At 41.5% G+C, this 19,380-nt stretch carries 27 protein-coding genes; 10 read left to right on the top strand and 17 right to left on the bottom strand.

Annotation, left to right across the window (positions count from 1 at the left end):
* Positions 1-5 precede the first annotated feature (5 nt).
* The 8 genes from C9J48_RS01635 to C9J48_RS01665 form a co-directional block, all read right to left on the bottom strand.
* Positions 6-209, bottom strand: coding sequence for a hypothetical protein (locus C9J48_RS01635; RefSeq protein ID WP_006231435.1), 204 nt, complete (start codon positions 207-209; stop codon positions 6-8).
* Between the two features lie 18 nt (positions 210-227).
* Complete coding sequence (locus C9J48_RS01640; RefSeq protein ID WP_006231434.1) at positions 228-1,490, bottom strand: phage major capsid protein; 1,263 nt, start codon at positions 1,488-1,490, stop codon at positions 228-230.
* A gap of 13 nt (positions 1,491-1,503) precedes the next feature.
* Complete coding sequence (locus tag C9J48_RS01645) at positions 1,504-2,289, bottom strand: head maturation protease, ClpP-related (RefSeq protein ID WP_006231433.1); 786 nt, start codon at positions 2,287-2,289, stop codon at positions 1,504-1,506.
* Positions 2,276-3,424, bottom strand: coding sequence for a phage portal protein (locus C9J48_RS01650; protein ID WP_107281051.1), 1,149 nt, complete (start codon positions 3,422-3,424; stop codon positions 2,276-2,278). The genes C9J48_RS01645 and C9J48_RS01650 overlap by 14 nt, the downstream gene beginning before the upstream one ends.
* Positions 3,425-3,541: 117 nt before the next feature.
* Positions 3,542-5,212, bottom strand: coding sequence for a terminase large subunit (locus tag C9J48_RS01655; RefSeq protein WP_006231431.1), 1,671 nt, complete (start codon positions 5,210-5,212; stop codon positions 3,542-3,544).
* A complete protein-coding gene (locus tag C9J48_RS01660) occupies positions 5,212-5,649 on the bottom strand; it encodes a hypothetical protein (RefSeq protein ID WP_006231430.1) in 438 nt (145 codons plus the stop codon). The genes C9J48_RS01655 and C9J48_RS01660 overlap by 1 nt, the downstream gene beginning before the upstream one ends.
* Entirely contained in the window at positions 5,646-5,780 is a 135-nt protein-coding gene (locus tag C9J48_RS28155; RefSeq protein WP_258191549.1) for a hypothetical protein, read from the bottom strand. The genes C9J48_RS01660 and C9J48_RS28155 overlap by 4 nt, the downstream gene beginning before the upstream one ends.
* 44 nt (positions 5,781-5,824) lie before the next feature.
* Entirely contained in the window at positions 5,825-6,145 is a 321-nt protein-coding gene (locus C9J48_RS01665; protein ID WP_006231429.1) for an HNH endonuclease, read from the bottom strand.
* Between the two features lie 391 nt (positions 6,146-6,536).
* Between C9J48_RS01665 and C9J48_RS01670 the strand changes: the two genes are divergently transcribed.
* The 7 genes from C9J48_RS01670 (at position 6,537) to C9J48_RS01705 (ending at position 10,793) form a co-directional block, all read left to right on the top strand.
* Entirely contained in the window at positions 6,537-6,734 is a 198-nt protein-coding gene (locus tag C9J48_RS01670; protein WP_006231428.1) for a hypothetical protein, read from the top strand.
* 361 nt (positions 6,735-7,095) lie between these two features.
* On the top strand, positions 7,096-7,410 hold the full coding sequence (locus tag C9J48_RS01680) for a hypothetical protein (RefSeq protein WP_006231426.1): 315 nt from the start codon (positions 7,096-7,098) through the stop codon (positions 7,408-7,410).
* A gap of 150 nt (positions 7,411-7,560) precedes the next feature.
* Positions 7,561-7,962 (top strand): MbcA/ParS/Xre antitoxin family protein, encoded by a 402-nt coding sequence (locus tag C9J48_RS01685; protein WP_006231425.1) that lies wholly within the window; start codon positions 7,561-7,563, stop codon positions 7,960-7,962.
* A complete protein-coding gene (locus tag C9J48_RS01690) occupies positions 7,953-8,624 on the top strand; it encodes an RES family NAD+ phosphorylase (protein WP_006231424.1) in 672 nt (223 codons plus the stop codon). Before C9J48_RS01685 ends, C9J48_RS01690 begins: the two co-directional genes overlap by 10 nt.
* Before the next feature lie 317 nt (positions 8,625-8,941).
* Positions 8,942-9,145, top strand: a complete 204-nt coding sequence (locus tag C9J48_RS01695; RefSeq protein ID WP_006231423.1) for a hypothetical protein — start codon at positions 8,942-8,944, stop codon at positions 9,143-9,145.
* Between the two features lie 348 nt (positions 9,146-9,493).
* On the top strand, positions 9,494-9,895 hold the full coding sequence (locus C9J48_RS01700) for a response regulator (RefSeq protein ID WP_006231422.1): 402 nt from the start codon (positions 9,494-9,496) through the stop codon (positions 9,893-9,895).
* Between the two features lie 19 nt (positions 9,896-9,914).
* Complete coding sequence (locus C9J48_RS01705) at positions 9,915-10,793, top strand: DUF4116 domain-containing protein (RefSeq protein WP_006231420.1); 879 nt, start codon at positions 9,915-9,917, stop codon at positions 10,791-10,793.
* A 295-nt stretch (positions 10,794-11,088) separates the two neighbouring features.
* On the opposite strand, the gene C9J48_RS01710 is transcribed toward C9J48_RS01705, so the two are convergent.
* The 3 genes from C9J48_RS01710 to C9J48_RS01720 all read right to left on the bottom strand — a co-directional run bounded on the left by C9J48_RS01710 (position 11,089) and on the right by C9J48_RS01720 (position 13,176).
* Positions 11,089-11,637 carry a hypothetical protein gene (locus C9J48_RS01710; RefSeq protein ID WP_107281026.1) on the bottom strand — a complete coding sequence of 183 codons (549 nt, stop codon included), beginning with the start codon at positions 11,635-11,637 and terminating at the stop codon, positions 11,089-11,091.
* 556 nt (positions 11,638-12,193) lie between these two features.
* Entirely contained in the window at positions 12,194-12,742 is a 549-nt protein-coding gene (locus C9J48_RS01715; RefSeq protein ID WP_006231417.1) for a hypothetical protein, read from the bottom strand.
* An 8-nt stretch (positions 12,743-12,750) separates the two neighbouring features.
* A complete protein-coding gene (locus C9J48_RS01720) occupies positions 12,751-13,176 on the bottom strand; it encodes a MarR family winged helix-turn-helix transcriptional regulator (RefSeq protein WP_006231416.1) in 426 nt (141 codons plus the stop codon).
* A 767-nt stretch (positions 13,177-13,943) separates the two neighbouring features.
* On the opposite strand from C9J48_RS01720, the gene C9J48_RS01725 reads away from it, so the two are divergent.
* Entirely contained in the window at positions 13,944-14,219 is a 276-nt protein-coding gene (locus C9J48_RS01725; RefSeq protein WP_006231415.1) for a hypothetical protein, read from the top strand.
* 51 nt (positions 14,220-14,270) lie between these two features.
* Here C9J48_RS01725 and C9J48_RS27765 read toward each other — a convergent pair whose 3' ends face one another.
* The 6 genes from C9J48_RS27765 to C9J48_RS01755 form a co-directional block, all read right to left on the bottom strand.
* Positions 14,271-14,747, bottom strand: a complete 477-nt coding sequence (locus tag C9J48_RS27765) for a hypothetical protein (protein ID WP_006231413.1) — start codon at positions 14,745-14,747, stop codon at positions 14,271-14,273.
* A complete protein-coding gene (locus tag C9J48_RS01735; protein ID WP_006231412.1) occupies positions 14,744-15,304 on the bottom strand; it encodes an N-acetylmuramoyl-L-alanine amidase in 561 nt (186 codons plus the stop codon). Before C9J48_RS01735 ends, C9J48_RS27765 begins: the two co-directional genes overlap by 4 nt.
* 41 nt (positions 15,305-15,345) lie before the next feature.
* The gene (locus C9J48_RS01740) at positions 15,346-15,597 is read right to left on the bottom strand and encodes a hypothetical protein (protein ID WP_006231411.1); all 252 of its coding nucleotides are present in this window, start codon (positions 15,595-15,597) and stop codon (positions 15,346-15,348) included.
* Between the two features lie 159 nt (positions 15,598-15,756).
* Positions 15,757-15,951 carry a hypothetical protein gene (locus tag C9J48_RS01745; RefSeq protein ID WP_006231410.1) on the bottom strand — a complete coding sequence of 65 codons (195 nt, stop codon included), beginning with the start codon at positions 15,949-15,951 and terminating at the stop codon, positions 15,757-15,759.
* Between the two features lie 298 nt (positions 15,952-16,249).
* Positions 16,250-16,756, bottom strand: a complete 507-nt coding sequence (locus C9J48_RS01750; RefSeq protein ID WP_006231409.1) for a GNAT family N-acetyltransferase — start codon at positions 16,754-16,756, stop codon at positions 16,250-16,252.
* Positions 16,757-16,789: 33 nt separating this feature from the next.
* Entirely contained in the window at positions 16,790-17,509 is a 720-nt protein-coding gene (locus tag C9J48_RS01755) for a TetR/AcrR family transcriptional regulator (protein ID WP_006231408.1), read from the bottom strand.
* 412 nt (positions 17,510-17,921) lie between these two features.
* Between C9J48_RS01755 and C9J48_RS01760 the strand changes: the two genes are divergently transcribed.
* Both C9J48_RS01760 and rsgA read left to right on the top strand, forming a co-directional pair.
* Positions 17,922-18,335 carry an RNHCP domain-containing protein gene (locus C9J48_RS01760; protein ID WP_006231406.1) on the top strand — a complete coding sequence of 138 codons (414 nt, stop codon included), beginning with the start codon at positions 17,922-17,924 and terminating at the stop codon, positions 18,333-18,335.
* Positions 18,319-19,353, top strand: coding sequence for a ribosome small subunit-dependent GTPase A (gene rsgA / locus C9J48_RS01765; protein WP_006231405.1), 1,035 nt, complete (start codon positions 18,319-18,321; stop codon positions 19,351-19,353). The genes C9J48_RS01760 and rsgA overlap by 17 nt, the downstream gene beginning before the upstream one ends.
* The last annotated feature ends 27 nt before the right edge of the window (positions 19,354-19,380 follow it).

Raw genomic sequence — 19,380 nt, forward strand, 5'->3', positions numbered from 1 at the left:
GGCGTTTACTCCAACACGTCTTGTTCTAAATTAACGGCATCTTCCTGACCCGTTGCTTTAAGCTCATGGTCAATCGCGGCTTTTGCTGTATCAACAAAGCCCAGCTCCTCTAACTCATTAATCGTTTTCTCAGGGCCGGTGATAACAATGCCTGGGCCAATATCAAATACACGCAGGCGTTTAAGTACGAGTGCTTTTTTGTTAGCCATTGGGATACTCCATAACAGTTAAGTGGCTGAGTTTTGGTAGTACTTCACAGCCCCACCCACATCGATTAATGCACCATCAGCACGTTGATAACCAATAAAGCCTGTTTGTGCTTTTTCGGTGTACTTACTATCAGTCATGCGGAACAAGCGAAGATCCATCACTAAACGGATACGATATTTATTCAGCGCACCAAACAGAATGGATTTGGCGTCTGCAGCCATTTCTGCCATGTGTTGATTGATGGTGATAGGACGGTTCAAAATACGATCGGGGGCACCGCCAGGGTTCCCCGTCTCATAGCCAGGTACGAAGATAGGACGGTCATTTTTGTCTTTGATAACACGCAGAGCTTCAAGGGTCGTATCATGGAACATATAACCGACACCCGGTGAATTGCGGTAAGCGGGATCCACACTGTGTTCAAGAGATACAAGATCTTCATAGGTAACAAGTGCGGTTTGACCCGTTTTTCCCTTCTTACCCAATGCTGCCCCAGTAACAATACCTGCAGGCTGATTTGTACCGGTTCCCACCGTGAAGTGACGATTGGTGATACGACCGATACGCATACCCAGTAAATCTTGGATATAACCGTCAATATCAAAAAAGCTGTCTTGCAGCAGTTCCCAAGGAATGGCAATGGACTTTGATGAGTACATATATGAACCGATAGATTTATTGCCAAAGGTGGTATCTTTGGTACCAGCAGGTGCATTTTGACCAACAATTTCACCTTCCTCTGACGTCGCATCGGTTGTCGGGAAATTGATCGTGTTACCCGTAGCTGTACGCATCACCGTCGATACGCTATACATGCCGCCATACGCTTTCATCGCTTGTTCAACCTGACGGATCCATTCCGGTGCGGTGGTATATCCCCCTTCAGTAGGTACCGTGGTGCTCATGGCATTATTGATATCCGAAGGGCTACGCGCCGTCATTAACTGATACTGCTCAGGTGTCAGGGCACTGATCCCACCCAGCATATAAGCACGCATAGCGGCTGCCACATCTGACTGTTTATTGGGTTCTTTGGTATGTTTGTCACGCAAGGTGTTATTCACACCGCCGTCATCGACATCGTTTTCCAACGCTAAATCAGCAACCTGCTGCTCACGGCGAATATCCCCATCAATCGCTTGGATCTCAGCTAAAATGCCATCCAGCTTTTGGCCATCTTCCGCGCTCATGCGTTTGTCTGCAGGGTATTTATCGTTTAGTGCATTAGCTTCTTTCGCTAATTTGTCGCGCGACTCGCGCAATGCTTTAAGTTTGGACATAAAGCCCTCCTAGTTAATTAACTGCGAGTGCGCAGCGGGTTAAAACGTTCAATCGTTGCATTTGTCTGTCACGATGCTCATCACTGACATATTCCTGAGTGTCAGGCCGATTAACTGCATTAAGGAAGGCATTACAATTCCAATTCGGACGTATTGCGTTATTGGTGCTACCTTCTTTTTTCGGTGCTGGCTCTGCGTCATAAACCGTATCGGCAATCCCTGCCGCTACCGCTTCATCAGCCGTAAACCACGTTTCATTTCTCATATAATCGGAAAAGGTTTTTTCATCCCCGCCCGCACGTTTTGCATAGGTCTTAGCCAATGTGCCATCGAGTTTTTCTAGTAATGCGGCTTCAGCCAATAGATCGTCGGCATTTCCCCATGAGACTGTCCATGCCTTGTGGATCATCATCATCGCGCCTTCACCAATAATGATTTCGTCACCGGCCATCGCAAGGAACGACGCTGCAGAAGCTGCCAATCCATCAATGTGTACCGTCACGGTCGCTTTGTGCTCACGCAATGCCTGCTCCATCGTTCGAGCGGCAAAAACCGAACCACCTGGTGAGTTAATTCGAAGGTGAATATTTTTGGCCTCGATTCCACGCACAGCATTCACGAACGTCTCGGGATCAACGCCACCCCACCACTCAGCCTCGTCTTTGTCTGAAACAATGGCGTCATAAAGAAAGATTTCAGCGTCATCACTGCCCTCTGCACTTTCAATGGCAAACTTACGATCGGCCACATGACGATTTTCAAAGAGCATCTGAAAATATGTATTTTTAGGCATCGGCATTAGACTGCTCTCCATTGTTTGCCTCAGTAATTTCCGGCTTAAAGAGTTCATCCCCATCGGCAGCCGGTGCCATGTTTTCACGCTTTCTCACTTCATTAACGCTTATCCAACCAGGTTCGCCTGCTCGCCCCAATGCACTGCGATAAGCATCAAAGCGGGACTTCATATCACCCCGCTCAAGTTGTGAGGTATTGTGATCGAGAAACCGTTTACTTCTGGCTGGCCATAACTTGTAATTGAATTCCTGCTCAATCTGGGTGAGGTGACTGAGCAAGGTATAGCGAACAAACGTAGAGCCCATGGACTCGAGTCCCGACTGCCAGGATGTCGACTTGTTCGTATGCCCAACCATGAAAGGAAACACACCAAAAATTCGGCAAATTTCCTCTATAGTAAAAAGCCGCGAAGCCAGTATCTCTGCATCACGTGGGTTAATAGTGAGTTGAGCGGGTTTCAAACCACCCGACAATACCAAGGGCATTCGTGAATTCTTTTCTCTGGCTATCACCGTGTCTTTAACGTCTTTCAATTGGGTGCGCGACATCTTGGCATCAGTACTCAAGGCATAATCAAACGTTGCCCCTTCATCAAAGAATTTCCCTGACCATTTCTGACCCGCAATAGCTGTACCTATTGCTTCAGATGCCGCATAAGTGATTGGACTTGGGCTTCTCAGTCCGTCATAACCCAGCGAAGTCAGCTGAATAACATCAGCCTGATCCAACACTTCTTGCTCACCATTCTCCCGAGTGACGCGGTAATATTTGATACCCGTTAATCGGTCTCTGAACGGGTCAACTTTGTCAGGATGTAATGGGTTCCAACCAATCACTTTCGAACTTCGGTAACTGGCTCGAATAAGCTCAGCGAAACCATCACCATGGGTAAATTTTGAGGTGATCAAAAACTGCCAGGCATCCGAACTGGTCATGTCGATATTGGCGCGACAGTTAAACAGCCAGTTGTAGTCGTGATCGATAGGTTGATGCGCATCCCCATTTCTTTCATGCACATTAAAAGGCAGTACTTTAATGCTGCTACCAATGAGTTCAATACAGCGGTAAACCGTCGTTACCTTTAAGGCCGTCGTCTCAGTCACCGGCTCACCGGACGCTGTCACTCCGACGCCCAACATATCGACCAGCTCGTTAATGCTCATAGCTTGAGGATCAAGTGACGTTTCCGCTTCAGGGCTCTTGTCGGTCACCTCTTTATCCGGCGCACCAAAAAAGAATCGGGCTATCTTCCCCATCTACACGTCCTCCAAGTTGTACACTTGTGGCGTGGTTACACCTTCAGGGTTTTGCGCCATTATCGATGCGGCATCAAATAACGCCATGAGTGGGTCAATTTTTGCGGGGCCAGATTCTTGCTTGGTGATCATGACGGCATTACCAACAGGTCTTGTTCGGGCGTTCCCGACACACCACTTCATCATCATCGAGCCATCATGCTCGGCACTTTTGTCGGCCAGGCGTCGCTCAACAGTCTTAATCGCACTCATCATCTTCCAGCCCTGGGAGATACCGATGATTTTATCTTCATCAATTTGTGCATCGATAAGGGCTTCCACCAGCGATGCCAAGCCATGTTGGTCAATCCCTATTTGAACAAGCAGACCGCTATCATCCACTTCACTAACCGTTGCAACGATGTCATCCATGTCATCGCCAATTTCTTTGACCAGTGTTAAATCCCCATCCTTCTCAAATCCCTTGAAGCGTGGCGCTTGTGCTTTACGTCGCTTCAGGACAATGGGATGCGCCCAGGCATGCGTCCAAAACATCCATCGTTGTGTTTCGGCATGGCGTCCAATCACGGCCAAACCATATAAGTCATCCAAACCGCCACCATCAATGCCAATTGAAATGGCATCTGACTCCTCAAGAATGCGTGCGAGTGTCACGTCCGTTGCACAGTCAGACCAAAAATCAGCCCCAACCCATCGGTCATTACGCAGGTTCATGTCAATTTCAATATTGAGGTGTTTAGCCAGGAAGCCGATGAGGCTTTCATCCCCATCTTCCTGGGCTTTTGCCAACTCACGAATTAGAAAGCTTTCAGAAACGCTGAGTCCCATATTCGGGTTCGTTAACTTGAAATACTTCTGCTCGAGATAAGATTTATCCTTAATCATGCTTTGGGGAAATTCGTAAAGCACAGGGAGGAAATAAGGATCATTCGTTTTACCGTCACGCACTTTCCGCGCGTACTCGAGCTTGGTTCTAAACACACCAGCCGGTGGTTTATCTGATTGTGTGGTGAGATAAATCACGAACCCTTCAGGGCGTGATGCCAAACCACCGGTTGCTTCACGCAGCATGTTTTCAGCATTAGGCTTTGAACCAAATAACCAAAGCTCGTCCACCAGCACGACGGAGGCTTTCTTACCTGACACAGAATCTGATTCAGCCGCCACCACCTTGAGAGTCGAGCCGGTTTCAATATCCGTAATCGTTCTGACGTGATCTTGTACTTTAAGAATGCGCTCAAGTTCAGGGTCCGCTTTTATCATGTCCCGAGCAGGTTGATAGGAGTTGTTGGCCACCTCGATAGTCGGCGCCAAAATCAAAAACTCGGCAGACGCCCGCGTATTAAGAATCAACAGAGTCAGCATGATGCCGGCTGCAGTCGATGATTTAGAATTCTTCTTGGAGATAAGCAGCAAGATCTCTTTGATGATCTGCTCTTCTGCTTCAATGTCATAAGAGCCAAAGATGGCATCACAGAACTGGCGTAACCATGGCAGGTGAGACTCACCAATCGTTGGCTGTCTCAGGGCATCAACAACCTTCAATTCCTTCAAAATTTCCCAGGCTTCATCAGCAAGGGACTGGTTATACGTCTCAAAGGGAATAATGCTTTCACCTGCAAGGATCCTTTTTTCCCAATCCAGGTTGGCTGTAGACTGCAGTGGCATCATCACTTAACACTCCGTAATCCAGACTTTCTGAACTTGCCCGTTTTACCGGCTCTCGCCGCATCTTCTTTCTCAAATTCTTTCTTGGTTTTGGTCTTTTTCGACGGTGGCCGTTGATCAACCTCATCATAAAAAGGCATGGTCTTCAGGAACGTGGTCATGACCGGTGCCCCTTTACCAATGGCGAATAAATGCATTATTTTTGCGTCGAAAGTGAGCTTACAATTCACCTTTGTGAGCCCAATTGCAGTCATATCTTTCACCTTTACACCTAGCCAGTTGGCTATCTTTGCCGAGGTATAACCCGCCACAAAAAGGTATTCGGCGCGAAGATAATCTGTTTCAGAAACAGCAACTTCACCGATCATAATGACTTTTACTTCTGGCTCATCGCCGTCATTATTTTCGTGAGCCTTGCCATTTTTATCGTGATTATTCATACGACCCCCATTACCTGTGCTTTTTTTTCTCTACGTGAGAGCAAGGTGAGGTTACCGACCCAACCCGTACCACTATGACCGCCCCCCCCCTTGCCTATCCACACGCATTGTGCAGGATTATCTGGAGACAAAAACTATACAGTCGAGCATGGATATCACTGACTTATTGCACCTCTCAGTCGCGTTTATGGTCACGATTACGTAAGGTGTTTTCGGTTTTCGTTTTGAATTGGTGACAAAGAAAACATAACGGTTGTAAGTTTGACTTCTCATCAGTACCACCCAAGTAAAGCGGGATAATGTGGTCAACCTCCATTGCTTGCTGTGTGATCCCTGCAGCTAGGCATAACCTGCACAGTGGTTCATCCGTTAATACCGCCTTGCGTATCCGTTGCCATTTGCCACCATAAGTACGGACTGTCGCTGAACGGTTTCCATTCTTTCGTGTGACTGACGGATCTAGCGTCTTCGTGATCCTCGGCTTAAGCGTTTTCATTATTACCCCTTAGTTGCATTAATCGCAATCACTACCTTATCAGATGTATAAAATGCAACACTGAGAAACAAAAAAGCTCAGTGATTAGGCTGGGCAAGTGACCGGAGAGTACGCATCTCTGCACACTGTTATCGATAAGCTTCTTTCGGGTTATCACATGAGGGGGAATTATTAACGATAGATGTCGAATAATGCTCATATATGAAATGTAACTTTTCACGTCACTATTGTACGATGTTTTATACATATGTGTTATTTTCGCCGATGGTTAAACACAAAGAAGCAAAGGTTTAATAACAACCTGTTTTCATATAGACACCATCCACCAAACGTATCGCAAGGTATTAGCATACGTTTCAAGCCGTGCTGATTAAACATAAGGAATAATGAAATGGGTAAATTAATTCTGATTGGATTCATCTTTGCGTTAGCAGGTTGTGCGGGGGGACATGGTGATTCCTCTCCTGCCAAACAACCGACCAATGATGATGAACCTTATCATGGTCACTACGAATCAGGTGGCGGATTAAACGTTGATGTACATCAAGAGGGGGAAGCTCAAGGGATCAGTGTCGAACAAACGTTTTAACAGGGATCAAATAATGAAGCACTTCTTTATAGATAGGGACCTTAGCTTTCGTGTACTTACTGGTGATTCAGCATTAAAGGAGCTCTCACGCCTTAAGCATGGTTACCGAGCCGTCTACACTCGATGCCCAATGAACTACAAGGATCAAACCTTTATTGTCTTTGTAGACTCTGAGGTTTTTGTAACAGATGCTTATGCCACGTTCACTGAAATGATGAATACCGCAATACCTCCCCCTCCAAGCTTCCGACTTTCCATTAAAAAAATATCGAGGAAGAAATAATAGCTATAAGAAACTATTTGAGAAATGCATGGGAGACTTAACGGTCAGCATTCAGCATAAAATTAATAGGGTCACATTATGATTTTGGATATGAATTCGAGAGTTACCTCCTTTAAGAAGACAGCTGTCTTTTTAGATGCTGTTTTCACGATTACTTTAACGTTAATCACTATTGGCGCTATTGCAATTATCATTTTAAATCCAGCTAACAGTCACACCACCACTAAAATTGATGTCGCTATCGCTCTGCTAATTTCGTTTTCAGCATATGTAATAAAGGTTCTAGCTTTTGGGATCTCATATTCGCTAATAGAAATGGCTGAAAACGTAGCATATCTAGCCGACAGAGAAACAGAACGTGAGAGTCGAGAGATAAATAACAATATACATTGAAGAAAGGATTCAGACAGAGTCAGCATGTCTATGACGTAAAACGAAGTGGCGAACGATTTCATTATTCGTAACCCGTTACTTCGTGGAATGTTTTACTACAGTCCCAACATGGACTATAGTAATAAAACACTCCAAATGAGGACTTTTATTATGAGCCTGGCGAAAAACAGTGACTTTACCTCTAAAGCTCTGGCTATAGCTGGATTTAAAGCGGCTGATAACATCCTTTCATCATGGGGGTGCACCGCACAGCAAAGCCAGAAAATACTAAAGCTTTCTAAATCGTCATACCATAAGTTCAAAGCGAATCCTGAGATGACTAAATTGAGTGATGACCAGCTTGAGAGAGTAAGCTACATACTCAACATGCACCAAGCACTGCGTATTGTGTTCAGCAATCCAGCTAACATCAGTGGCTTTATGAGTATGAAGAACAACAATGACTATTTTGCAGGCCATACACCACTTGAGATTATCGAGTCAGGTAAATTTGGCGATTTGTATGAGGTCGCTCGACGTGTTGACGCATTAAGAGGTGGATTATGGGGCTAGATGTAATCAAAGGGCATCGTCTGACCAATACCAAGTATCCTGCCATTACTTTATTTGATGACGTAGCCAGTCCTGAAGAATTTGAGATTCTCTATGCAATCCAAGCGATAACCAATCCCCGATTACGTGATGAAGTCGGGGATATTTCTTTAATTAGCCAGTCAGAAATCCCTTTCCACTGTGAACGCGGTAGGAGTTATGCGATTGCCCCGTTTACACATATTAATCCAGATGGGGGTCGATTCAATGACGGCTTGTTTGGCGCATTATATATTGCCTCAAATGACCAGACAGCCGCATTAGAAGTTAAATACCACCAGCAAAAATATTGGTCAAACATTGAGGGATTAGAATATGACCGCTTCTTATTTCGTGGACTTATCATTACTCATCACCCCACTCCAATCCATATAGTAGAGCCAGACAATACAACCATCCTGGATCTTAATTGCTATACGGCATCTCAGCAGCTCGCCCGTCATTTAAAGAAAGATGGTTATCAAGCCGTACAGTATCCATCAGTACGTTCACCTGACGGTGTATGCTGGGCACTATTCACTCCTAAGCCTGTTTATGACGTAGTACAAACTTATCTTCTTGAAATGATTTGGGATGGTAAACAAATAGCGGAAGTCAACAAGGTCAAAAATATAGCCACCTAAGTTACAATGAGACCGTAATCAATATATCAAGTATAAATACGACTATTAATTTCAACGTACACGAAACAAAGACTGGTAATCGAAGTTTCCATCCACCAGCTTTCTATTGTAAAACTCTAGTATCAAGCCATATGCCCTATTGGGTTTTGAGAGCATGGATGTGGACTTTACTCAATATTTCAACCGCTATCTTGGGAACATAGATCTCGTCAGATCAGAAACAAAAAGCCTTGTAAGGTTTATTCAACCTTTTAAATTTCATATGAAAGTGTATGCTTACAGTGTGTGAGATCACCTTTTATTTGATAAGGATCTGAATGAATAACGTAAATTTACAAGCGATTCCCCCCAATCATTTATCAATAATATGTCATTTCTGTGGGAAACCACTTAATTATATTTATTTGAGAGGTGCTACAGTTGCTTTTTGCCCAAATAGTGAAGAAGAAGACATAGATAAAATGATTGATTCGATTAAACCAGAAGAGCTTGCAGAAAGAGTGAATGTCTACTGCAAATGACATGATGACTATATGCTCATTATTTTCTTTGTTTTTTAGTAAATCTGGGTAACTAACTCGATAGAGTGTGATTACCGCTCTTTCTCGTATCTGTACATTACATAATTGCGTTATTTCAAGTAAAACTGTCACTTTTTCGTATCAAATACCTCAACAACTGCAATTAAGCCTATAAGGCAAAGACAATACATCAAAGAATATTTCTTACATCGATATTAATAGCATATGAATTAATTTGCGATACACCCCAAAGAAAAACACTTTCCACTTGTTAAGTTACCACTATTGATCTATTTATAAATAATGGGCACTAAGTTGCAGTGCGCCAATACGCTTATTGAGGTGTAAATGAGCAAACTATTGATAATAGAAGATAATAAGGTAATGGCAGAGGTGCTAGCTCAAATTATTCGAAAATGCATTACTCCTAAGGAGATTCTGAAATGTTCAACTATTGAGTCTGCGCATAAGGTACTCTTGAATTCAAAAGATAACATAACAGGCATTTTTTTAGACCTAAACATAGAAAAGCGTCTTGATGGATTAGAACTTTTAGCCTTCATTCGAAATAATCACCCTACAATACCCGTTTCTATAATTACATCTGAAAGTGATACTGAAATAGTAAAGCGCACTCTTTTATGCAAGCCTCAAGATTATTTAATAAAGCCACTATCTGTGGCTAAAGTTAAACGAAGTATATTAAAGTTTGAGGAAAACAAAGAATACAAATTAAATATAACTTCATAGCCAATCACAAAGGAATTGTATGTTTAACGCAAAAGAAATAATCCATGAGTTGATTTGCGATACTGTTTTACCAATAAAACCTGACACAGTTGGCAATGATATAATTAAAGGTTTAATTGAAATTGACTCAAGTTCATTACAATATGTTCCAGTTGAATGGCAATGTAATGATCTTTGCATGCTAGCCGTAAGTAAAAATGGAATCTCTTTACAGTTCATAGCCATGATGCTAAGGAGTGATGATGTCTGCAGAGTAGCCGTTGGAAATAATGGATTATCTTTGCAGTATGTGCCGGAAGAAATTAAGAATTTTCATATTTGTGAGTTAGCACTTGATAATAATCCAGATGCAATTCAATTTGTATCTGATAAATACATTACAGAGTTACTTTTATTAACATTAGTAAAGAGGAAAGGAAGAGTATTAGCACATATTAATAACTCTTATAAAACGTCAGAACTGTGCAAGGAAGCAGTCAAGAATGACATATGGGCTTTATCTTCCGTGCCTATAGAGTTGAGATGCTATGACGTTTGTTTTGATGCAGTCAGTCGTTATGGTTTAGCTATACAATTTGTGCCCGATAATGTAGTTGATATATATATTGCGATTGCAGCTGTAGAACAAGACCAACGTGCAATAGAATACATTTCAGATGAATTAAAAACATTAAGTCTATGCGTAACCGCTGTACAACAAGATGGCGACTTGCTTGAATTTATACCCTTTAAGAACAAATCATTTGAATTATGTCTTATTGCCCTAAAAAACAAGCCATCTGCAATCAAATTTGTGCCAGATATGGTACGAAAAGCAATTTTTCATAAATATGAAATAGATGAAAACGATTCACCTGAATTAATTAAAATTGCACTCATTGCTCAGAATGATGAGTAACAAATGATGAGTAATAACTTTTACTCACTATTGGACAAAAACGAGTCAGCAACATTGCTAATTTAGCAGGTCATAAATTACTTTAGGTATCGGGTACCTCCATCTTCGTGACCAGCTTTGCCATTCCACTACAATTACAACCCACTCGCCGTATAGGCTTTCGCAATGTCTCGATCACAACATCTGCAAATAGTATCCATACACTTAGCCAAACAGAGTTAAGCCCATAAAATTACAACACCCGCCAAATGGCAGGTGTTGTTTAATCACTAATCCCAGCAAAAATCATTCGAGATCAGGCAACTTTGTACTTGCCAAGCAGGCGGTTCATCCATGGAGCATTGGTCAACCAGGTCGGAAATACCTCTGTATCATAGAAAAAAGCCCCTGCCCATAGCAGCGTGATGACGGAACCCGATGGAATAGCCCAAGCCGCGCCATCAGAGTGAATCGGTAAATGCGACGTGATCGCTCCTGCTAGTAGTGCGGTGCCAAACAGGAACCCAAGGCGGAAAGTAGAAGGAATGAGGATCATTGTTCCAAAAACCACTTCGCTGAAGCCAACAAACTTAAACAGGTGAACCAGTCCCATATGTGTAAACTTGAGTACCATAGGTTCTAGGCCAATCAGCTTACCAAACCCACTCATGACAAGCGTTAGTCCCGCCAAAATAGACAACATACGCCCCAACTGCTTTGCTTTGCTGGTTTGCTGGCGAACGTCACGAAATAGGCCACACGCGTATAAACCCACGCCGACAAGACTAGCGGCTAAGGCAAAAATGAAAAATCCAGCAGTCGCATTGAGAATCTGGTTGTCGCCAAAAAGATGAAAAAAGTCCATATTGAAAACCGTTATAAAAATTTGCACATATCAGGAGCTTAGAAGCTTAAATCCCCCCTCCCGATAATAGCAGGTGGATGGAAAACCGATGTTGGTTAGCCTATAAAATGTAACTTACAGGGATAAACTCACATCAGTCATATAGGTAATACTGTCAATAACATAGTTGACACACTCAACAATATAGTTACCAGTGTCAATTATATTGTTGGTAATGTCAACTACATGGTAATTAGCGTCAAGTATAAACTTGGTATTCTGTAAGCGAGTTTATAAATTGATAAGGCAAAAATTTAGAGAAAAGTAATAACTAGAGAGTTAATGAAGAGCAAATCAATTTAGATCTTTACTAAGTTTTTACGATGTCACATTAAATAAAAATCTTTTTAGATGTTAAATGGTTGAGAGTCTTTTTTTGCCGTAAATGTATCTGTTTAACAAAATTAAAGGCGGTAAAAACATTTTAGTAAATATGCTTTGCTCGTAGTAATGGAAGCCGATAAGCAAGGCAAGGAGTGAAGTCGATTACAAAGTGTTTGGGTCAAATCTCTGCCAACTATTCTAGCGACAATACCTGTTCATAAGGTATTATTTTACCGAAGAGCCGAAATTCAATACCTGGTTTATCTGCACTGATTTTCAGGTGAATACGGTCACTTTTTAGAGCAATATGTAGGCGGCGTTGAAAGTACAAGTAATCTTCCACCTCACGACGGAGACAACACACTGCCTCATCAACAATTGAGTTCAATGTATTGAGTTTATTAACTTTTACTAACATTCCGTCAGAAGACATGTTCTCCAGTTTTCCCCACGAGCACTGCTGTTCAGTTCTATAACACTCTCTTTCTAATTCATCTTCAGGAATGAATTTCGAGCATCGAGTATAAGGAAAATATACCTTGTAGATTATATCATCTCTTTGATGTTTTCGATAAACACCTTTGACGACGCCTTTATGGACAGATTGATTTTTGATCCAATCTGGCTGTAATTTATGGCAATCAAAAAAGTAAAGTTTTTCTCCAATAGCGTATTTTGAGTCAATTTGATTTACTGTTTCAAGTTTCCCGCATTGGATCTGTGGCCTTCGAATAATTGACAAGTTCTTTCCTATCGGTTCTTTAGGTTAGATTTCATAATTAAAACAACTTTATTGAATAGTTCAATCTCTTCTGCACTTAATCTTTGTTTCATTTTTTCACCAACCAAACTTTCTTCTATTTCAACTTTTGCTAGCAGATTTCCCCCAAGGGAAGTCACCTCTATCAACCTACTTCTTTTATCTTGTGGGTTAGGTAGCAACTCAATCCAACCCTTCTTAACCATATCTTTTATCACCAGGGAGACTTGTGATTTATCTCTATCTAAACCTTGCTCGATAGCCTTTGCTGTACAATGATCAGTTTCTTGAATAAACCGCATACATAGAATATGCATGGCGTTCAAATTTAACTCTTTTGCCCCTACCGCTTTTTTCATTTCATGCCGATAGAGTTGCATTAAATCGAATAAATTTGTTGCATTTGCATTAACCACAGTAGAACCTCAACTAATTACACAAGATTGATGTACATTTTAAAAACATACTTGACAATGTCAAGCATGTAACCAGATCTAATATTGGTTTTCGACTATGCTCTGTCTCTTACTCGACTAAGAAGTATTATCCGGTGCCCGATAGCCTGTTCTGCGGCCTTTTTACCGAGGCTGTGTGCGTTGGGACAAGCAACCACAAATCAGTCAGGTATAGGCTAGATCAACAGCAAAAAACTCACTTGGCTCGACTGATTCAGCCTCAATTTCATTTAATCCCATTTGGTAATTTATATTCTTCTTTCTCGTAAAGCAGTGCAATTTACAAGATACTCCTTTTTTAAAGAAAACTTGCTAGACACTTGTTTAAAGAATATTCACTATGTCAAAGTAGATATAATGAACAATAAAAAATCGCTGTTAACTGGTCAAATATCCGTGTTCGTTAAAAAGCATTAGCTCTGGTAGGGTAAAATCAGATAAATAGATTGTGAATGAACCTTTGCTCTAACTAACAAAGGGGCAGAATCAAGTTAGACTTTGTACTAAGATCCCAAAACGCTCCTATGGCTTATTATATCGAAAAAATGCGGAACTTTGTGATCAAACTAACTGATTTACCATAATGAGTACTTCGCGAATCTATCGATTGATATATAAAATGTAAATGTAAATGTAAATGCAAGAGCATAAATGAAAACTTCGGTCATAGCCGTTACATTACGCTCGTTCGACATTAATTCGTGTGTGACTAATTAGCCGAGGTAAGTATGGATAACATTTCAGAATTAAGAATGAAGGTGAGCCAAACTTATCTCTCTGAGCTTAAAAATGATCATGAATCTAATCCTGATGTTTATCAGTTTTTAAGAGATGTTATTGAACCAGAAGTGTATCGTTTAGGTCGTCAAAAATTAATCCCATCCGATGTTTTATTACGGTTGATAAATTCTGAATACAAACAATATATTGAAAAACCTCTTAATTCCCACTTCTCTACCTTTCTAAAAGAGACTTTGGAAATTAATAGAGAACCATATTTATAGATATCTAGCTCAAGAAGTAGTGACTAGAAAATGCTAATCCATTGCACCAACTCACCTACCCCTACCGAATACTTCCACAATCAACGGCTTTAAATTGGTTATCGTCCTCTCTCCAAATAAGAATCCAAGAACCAACAAATTAATAACGATTAAAGCGGATTGCTGTTGTTCGGTATATGTTGGCGCCTTCGTGAACCATTCAAAATCAATGTACATGACAAAGAATCCCCACATAGGACGCTGCAGGCCACGTAGAAAAAGGACTATCCGGCCTACAATTGGCAATTGCTTCAAATCACTTGCTGTCCCCTCCTGCTCAGCGATACGCTGGTTAAGCGTTTTCTCAGCATCAGCAGCAGCTTCAAGAATGGCTATCTGTTTCTTAAATTCCATTTCATCTATTTTTCGCTGTAGCTCTGCTTTCTTTTCAGGGGACATATCCGGTGGGAAATAATCCGTTATCAGCTCCTTGACCGAGCCAAATAATGAACCACCAACAACATCCGTGATTTTTGTTAATAGGCTCATATCTCACTTCCCAAAAAGTTTTTTATTCCTAAGGCGTATGCTTTAGCCAAGTCATCAAACCTTTCTTGTGCCAGTTCAAGCGAACTATCACTATCAATAAAGAACGGCTCAACAATCACACATGGCATTGAGGTTTTCTGAAGAAGTAAGCCACCACGGTCGCCCGCTTTACCTTTATAAGACGCCACGCAAGGTTTAAGGCCACGATCTTTTAATCCAAGGCAGTGAACCACTTCTTTCTGTATTGCAGAGGCAAGAAGAATACCTTTTACACTATGTTTATAGTAAAGCGTCTCAGAGCCATTAGATTTATCATTGAAGGCATTACAGTGGAAAGATACCGCGATGTCTGCACCCGTTTGATTCACCTTCTTGGGCAGTTTTGAATAAGAACAATCACGATAAATAATAATCGGATCGAATTCATACAGCATCAGCTTTTTAGCAACACAATGAGCAAGCGGCCCATTAAATTGAAATTCATTGATACCGTGAGCTCTATTTGCTGCTCCACCACTTTTCGCAGAGTGGCCAATAATTAAAGCAATTGTCTTCATTACATGCTCCAAAGTGCATGAGATTAATCCATGACTCACCTTTATGGTTTTGCGGCATTGTCATAGAGCCATTCGGCCTTCTCCCTGGATACAGCGGTATCAATTTCAATTTTATGCAGTGTTGTTGCGATGTCTTTAGTGTTTAACTCGAGCTGGTGGATGTGCTCAGCGTTAACTTTAATCTGACGGCTGTTCTCTCCATCGTGAAATGATGAATATGACACGCTACCAAGAAGTGCTACACCAGCGCTGATGGCCCCGACTAAAACGGTTACTCCTGCATGAATAGTCATGATCTACCCCTGTATGTATACACAGTAAAAATAACAGCAAAGATAAATCACTACAAGAAGGTGGTTGTGGTTTTATGGAAAGCTTTTAATCATTTTTGAAAATTAGGTGCGCATTAATCAAAGGAGAAAGCTCACCTATAATTAGCAGAATTGATTTGACTATTTAATGCATTGCTCAATAATCTGGGCAACGATAAGTTGATTGTTTTTTATGTGGCTAATGTACGTACCAATAGTTTCAACATCGACGTAATCTATCAGCAATCCCTCAAGTACCAAGATCTCTAACACTTCTAGCATTGCTACTGATGAACTCAGCATCTCATCAACATTTCTTATGTTATGTTCCGGCATGATGCAGCCTCTCCATAATATTAAACGTTGTTTGATTATGCTTAACAAAACAATTAGAGCCACCAGCACTGATTGTTTTCGTAATATTTAAGATTGTGGCCTGCATTAGTCTTAAAGCAATCACAATTACTCTAAACCATATATGGACAAATGTGAGTTACGAAGCCCTGAAACCTTTGAAATTTCGATTAACTTATATTGAGGGTTTCATTCGAATTATCTACCAACTATTAGTCAATTTCTTTCACACACTAAAAATTAGTAACCCCAAAATTAAGGGGCAAATCGTCTTTAAATTTTACACTTGCTCGCTAGGGTGGCTCCATATATGCGGTTCAGCGTAAGGGCCTGTCATGCTTGATGTCGATTCACCCACGCCGTCTAGTGCACTTTCGGTTAACGCTAGCGCGAACCAATTCTCTAGTGGTGCTAATGATTCCACAGGAAGCCCTACCTTGTGAGGTGTATTGTAACGTTTAGCATAGTGGTGGATTTCACCCATAATAAACACCACGTCTGGATCTAACTGCTTTTCAGCCTCTTCCATTAAGCGCGTTGCGTAGCCTTGTCGTTGATAGCCAGGTAATACTGCTAAAGGAGCCACCACGTAGCATTTTAGGTGTGGCGCTGCATCTATAGTAATGGGGGTGTAACACGCATGAGCCACGCCTTCATAAACGATAGAGTAGCTGCCGTCTGCAATTAGATCGTCAGCGAATTCAGCATACAGCTTTGCGTGTCGCTCATCATAAAGGCCGCCTGCTGCTGCGAAGGTTTCATACTGAATTTGGTAAGGTGTTTTCATTTTTCTTCTCTTAATATATTTTTGAACTAGAGACTAAAGCCCTAGCAATAAAAGCTGTTTTTGGATGAATCGATCTTTGATTTCCATCAGTGGGTAATCCTCTTTAGCGAACAAATAGTTCAGAGCAATCCCGTCTATTTCTGCAATGATCATATGACTGTCAACCAGAGGCGTAGCCGCAGGAATACCACATAAAATGTCTTGGAATGAGGTCATCATTAACTGGTATCGCTCATCGAATAAATCTTTCAAAAGCGCTCTTGTTGAAGGTTGACACAAAATTTGAAAATCGAATTGGTAGTACAGCTTATGTTCAGGAGAAGCCATCGATAGAAAAATTTCTTCCAGATAGTTCACCAGATTTTCTTTAGGGCTTAGCTCTTTATTAACACTAGCGCTCTTGTCGCCGACCTCATTAATAATCTCAGCCATACGCGTAAAGACTTCTTTGAGTAATCCCTCTTTATTTTTAAAGTGATGAAAAACTAAGCCTTTTGAGACGCTTGAATGTTCGCAAATAGCGGCAATGGAAGTTTTCTCATAGCCTGTAGTTGCAAACAACTCTATCGCCGATTCAATGATTTGTTTTTTTTTGTCCATTTTACTTATCTGTACCCATGTATTAATTTTCGACTGATGACTGACCGTTCGGTCAATGATGTTGAGTGAACTATATATAGGAAATTTTTTTTTTGCAAGTGGATACCCACGAATTGCTGCTAGAGAAGTAAGAGTCGCTGACTTGGTCGCCATTCCATTAGTACCACCTCGCTTAAAACACAGAGTTCTTATGACAGAAGATTCACAAGGAAAAAGACGCAACGATGCTTTAATGATCTTCTAACTAATTTGAAAAAATAATTGACAGTTCATTTGGTCCTCCCTAATATACCCAAACTGACTGCACGGTCAGTCTGGATAAGCGCGAACAAGTACTTGCTGTAGCGTCTCAGTTTTTAAAGCAATGACTGTCCCTGAACATCTGTTCATTTATTAATTTAAAAATGAACTCATAAAGAAGTACGTCTAAAAATATTCAAGTCACGCATGATGTAGTGCGTGATTTTTTTAAACTTAACCACCGACTGCACGGTCGGTCAGTTGCAACTTATGCTTAATAGGAGCAACACACTCAAACATAGATACGTAGTAGAGGAATAACATTATGTCTAGAAACAAAACATTACGAGCAAACCCTCAGGAATCATTCATCTGTGCTTTTTGTGGCACTGGTGTCGCACCTATTCAATTTGGCGGCCAACATAGAAACCACTGCCCACATTGTTTAAGTAGCGTTCATATGGATATCAAAGCTGGGGACAGAAGATCAAGTTGTCGAGGCGTAATGGAACCGATCAGTATCTTCGTTCAGAAAGATAAAGAGTGGTCACTGATTCACAAATGCTCGAAGTGCAACACGATCAGAACGAACAGAATTGCAGCAGACGATAACGAGTTACTACTCGTGACTATGGCCGCAGAGCCTCTGATGTCACTGCCTTTCCCTTCGAAAACCGTGCTATCAAACTTAAAAGAACTCAGTATTAATAGTGGTGGTGAAGATGTATTCACAGAGTAAAGTTGTTTGTCGTGTTGTTGAAAAACACGTCAACACTTATAAAGTTCAAACTAATAGTGGCGTGAAAGTAGCGCGCCTAAAAGGCAGTTATTCTTATTCAATCAATAGTAAAGAAGAGTCTCCTTGTGTGGGGGACTGGGTGGAAGCCATCGACGACGGCAATATCATACTTATTGAGCGTATTCAAAGCAGAAAAAGCTTAGTCAGTCGACGCGCCTCTGGCAGCACAACAGTACAACAGGCGATCGCAGCTAACGTTGACTACGTGATTATCGTTTTGGGGGTTGATGGCGGAAGAAATTATTCTGATCGCTTACTAGAGAGACTATTAACGGTCGCATGGAACAGCGGTGCGACACCTTTAGTGGCTTTGAACAAATCAGATCTTAATGAGACGGCTGATCTAATCAAAAGGCAGGCTGAAACGATCGCTCTTGGTGTCGATATTATCAATTGCAGCGCTACCGATGGGACCGGCATTGAAGAACTACTTTCGTATGTAAGTAACGGTAAGGTTGGTGTGTTTATTGGCCCATCTGGCGTAGGTAAATCAACGTTGACCAATACACTTTTGAAACATGAAGTTCAGACAACCAATAGCCTTCGAGTGAAGGACATGAGAGGGCGTCATACAACGTCTGGTTCGTATCTGTTTGAACTACAAAACGGCGGGGTTATTGTTGACTCTTCTGGTATCAAAGAAGTTCAAGCATGGGCGAATAATGAAGACGTCGAGTCAGTATTTGAAGAAATTTCCAGTATTTCACATGAGTGTAAATACAGAGATTGTCAGCATCAGGGGGAGCCTGGGTGCGCCGTTCAAGAAGAGTTAGAAACAGGCAACATTACGCCTGAACGATACGATAGTTACTTGCATTTAAAACAAGAAATCGCGTATTTGGACAGAAAGAAAAGTGAAAAAAGTACCCATGTCGAACGACAGCACGATAAAGAATTCGGCAGGCTTGTTAAAGCAAATTCAAGTCAAAAAAACCTAGTACGACAGGCCATGCAATAAATAGCCAATGGCTGTTTATTGCACCGA

It is taken from the genome of Photobacterium profundum (genome assembly GCF_003026285.1).
Lineage (GTDB): Bacteria > Pseudomonadota > Gammaproteobacteria > Enterobacterales > Vibrionaceae > Photobacterium > Photobacterium profundum.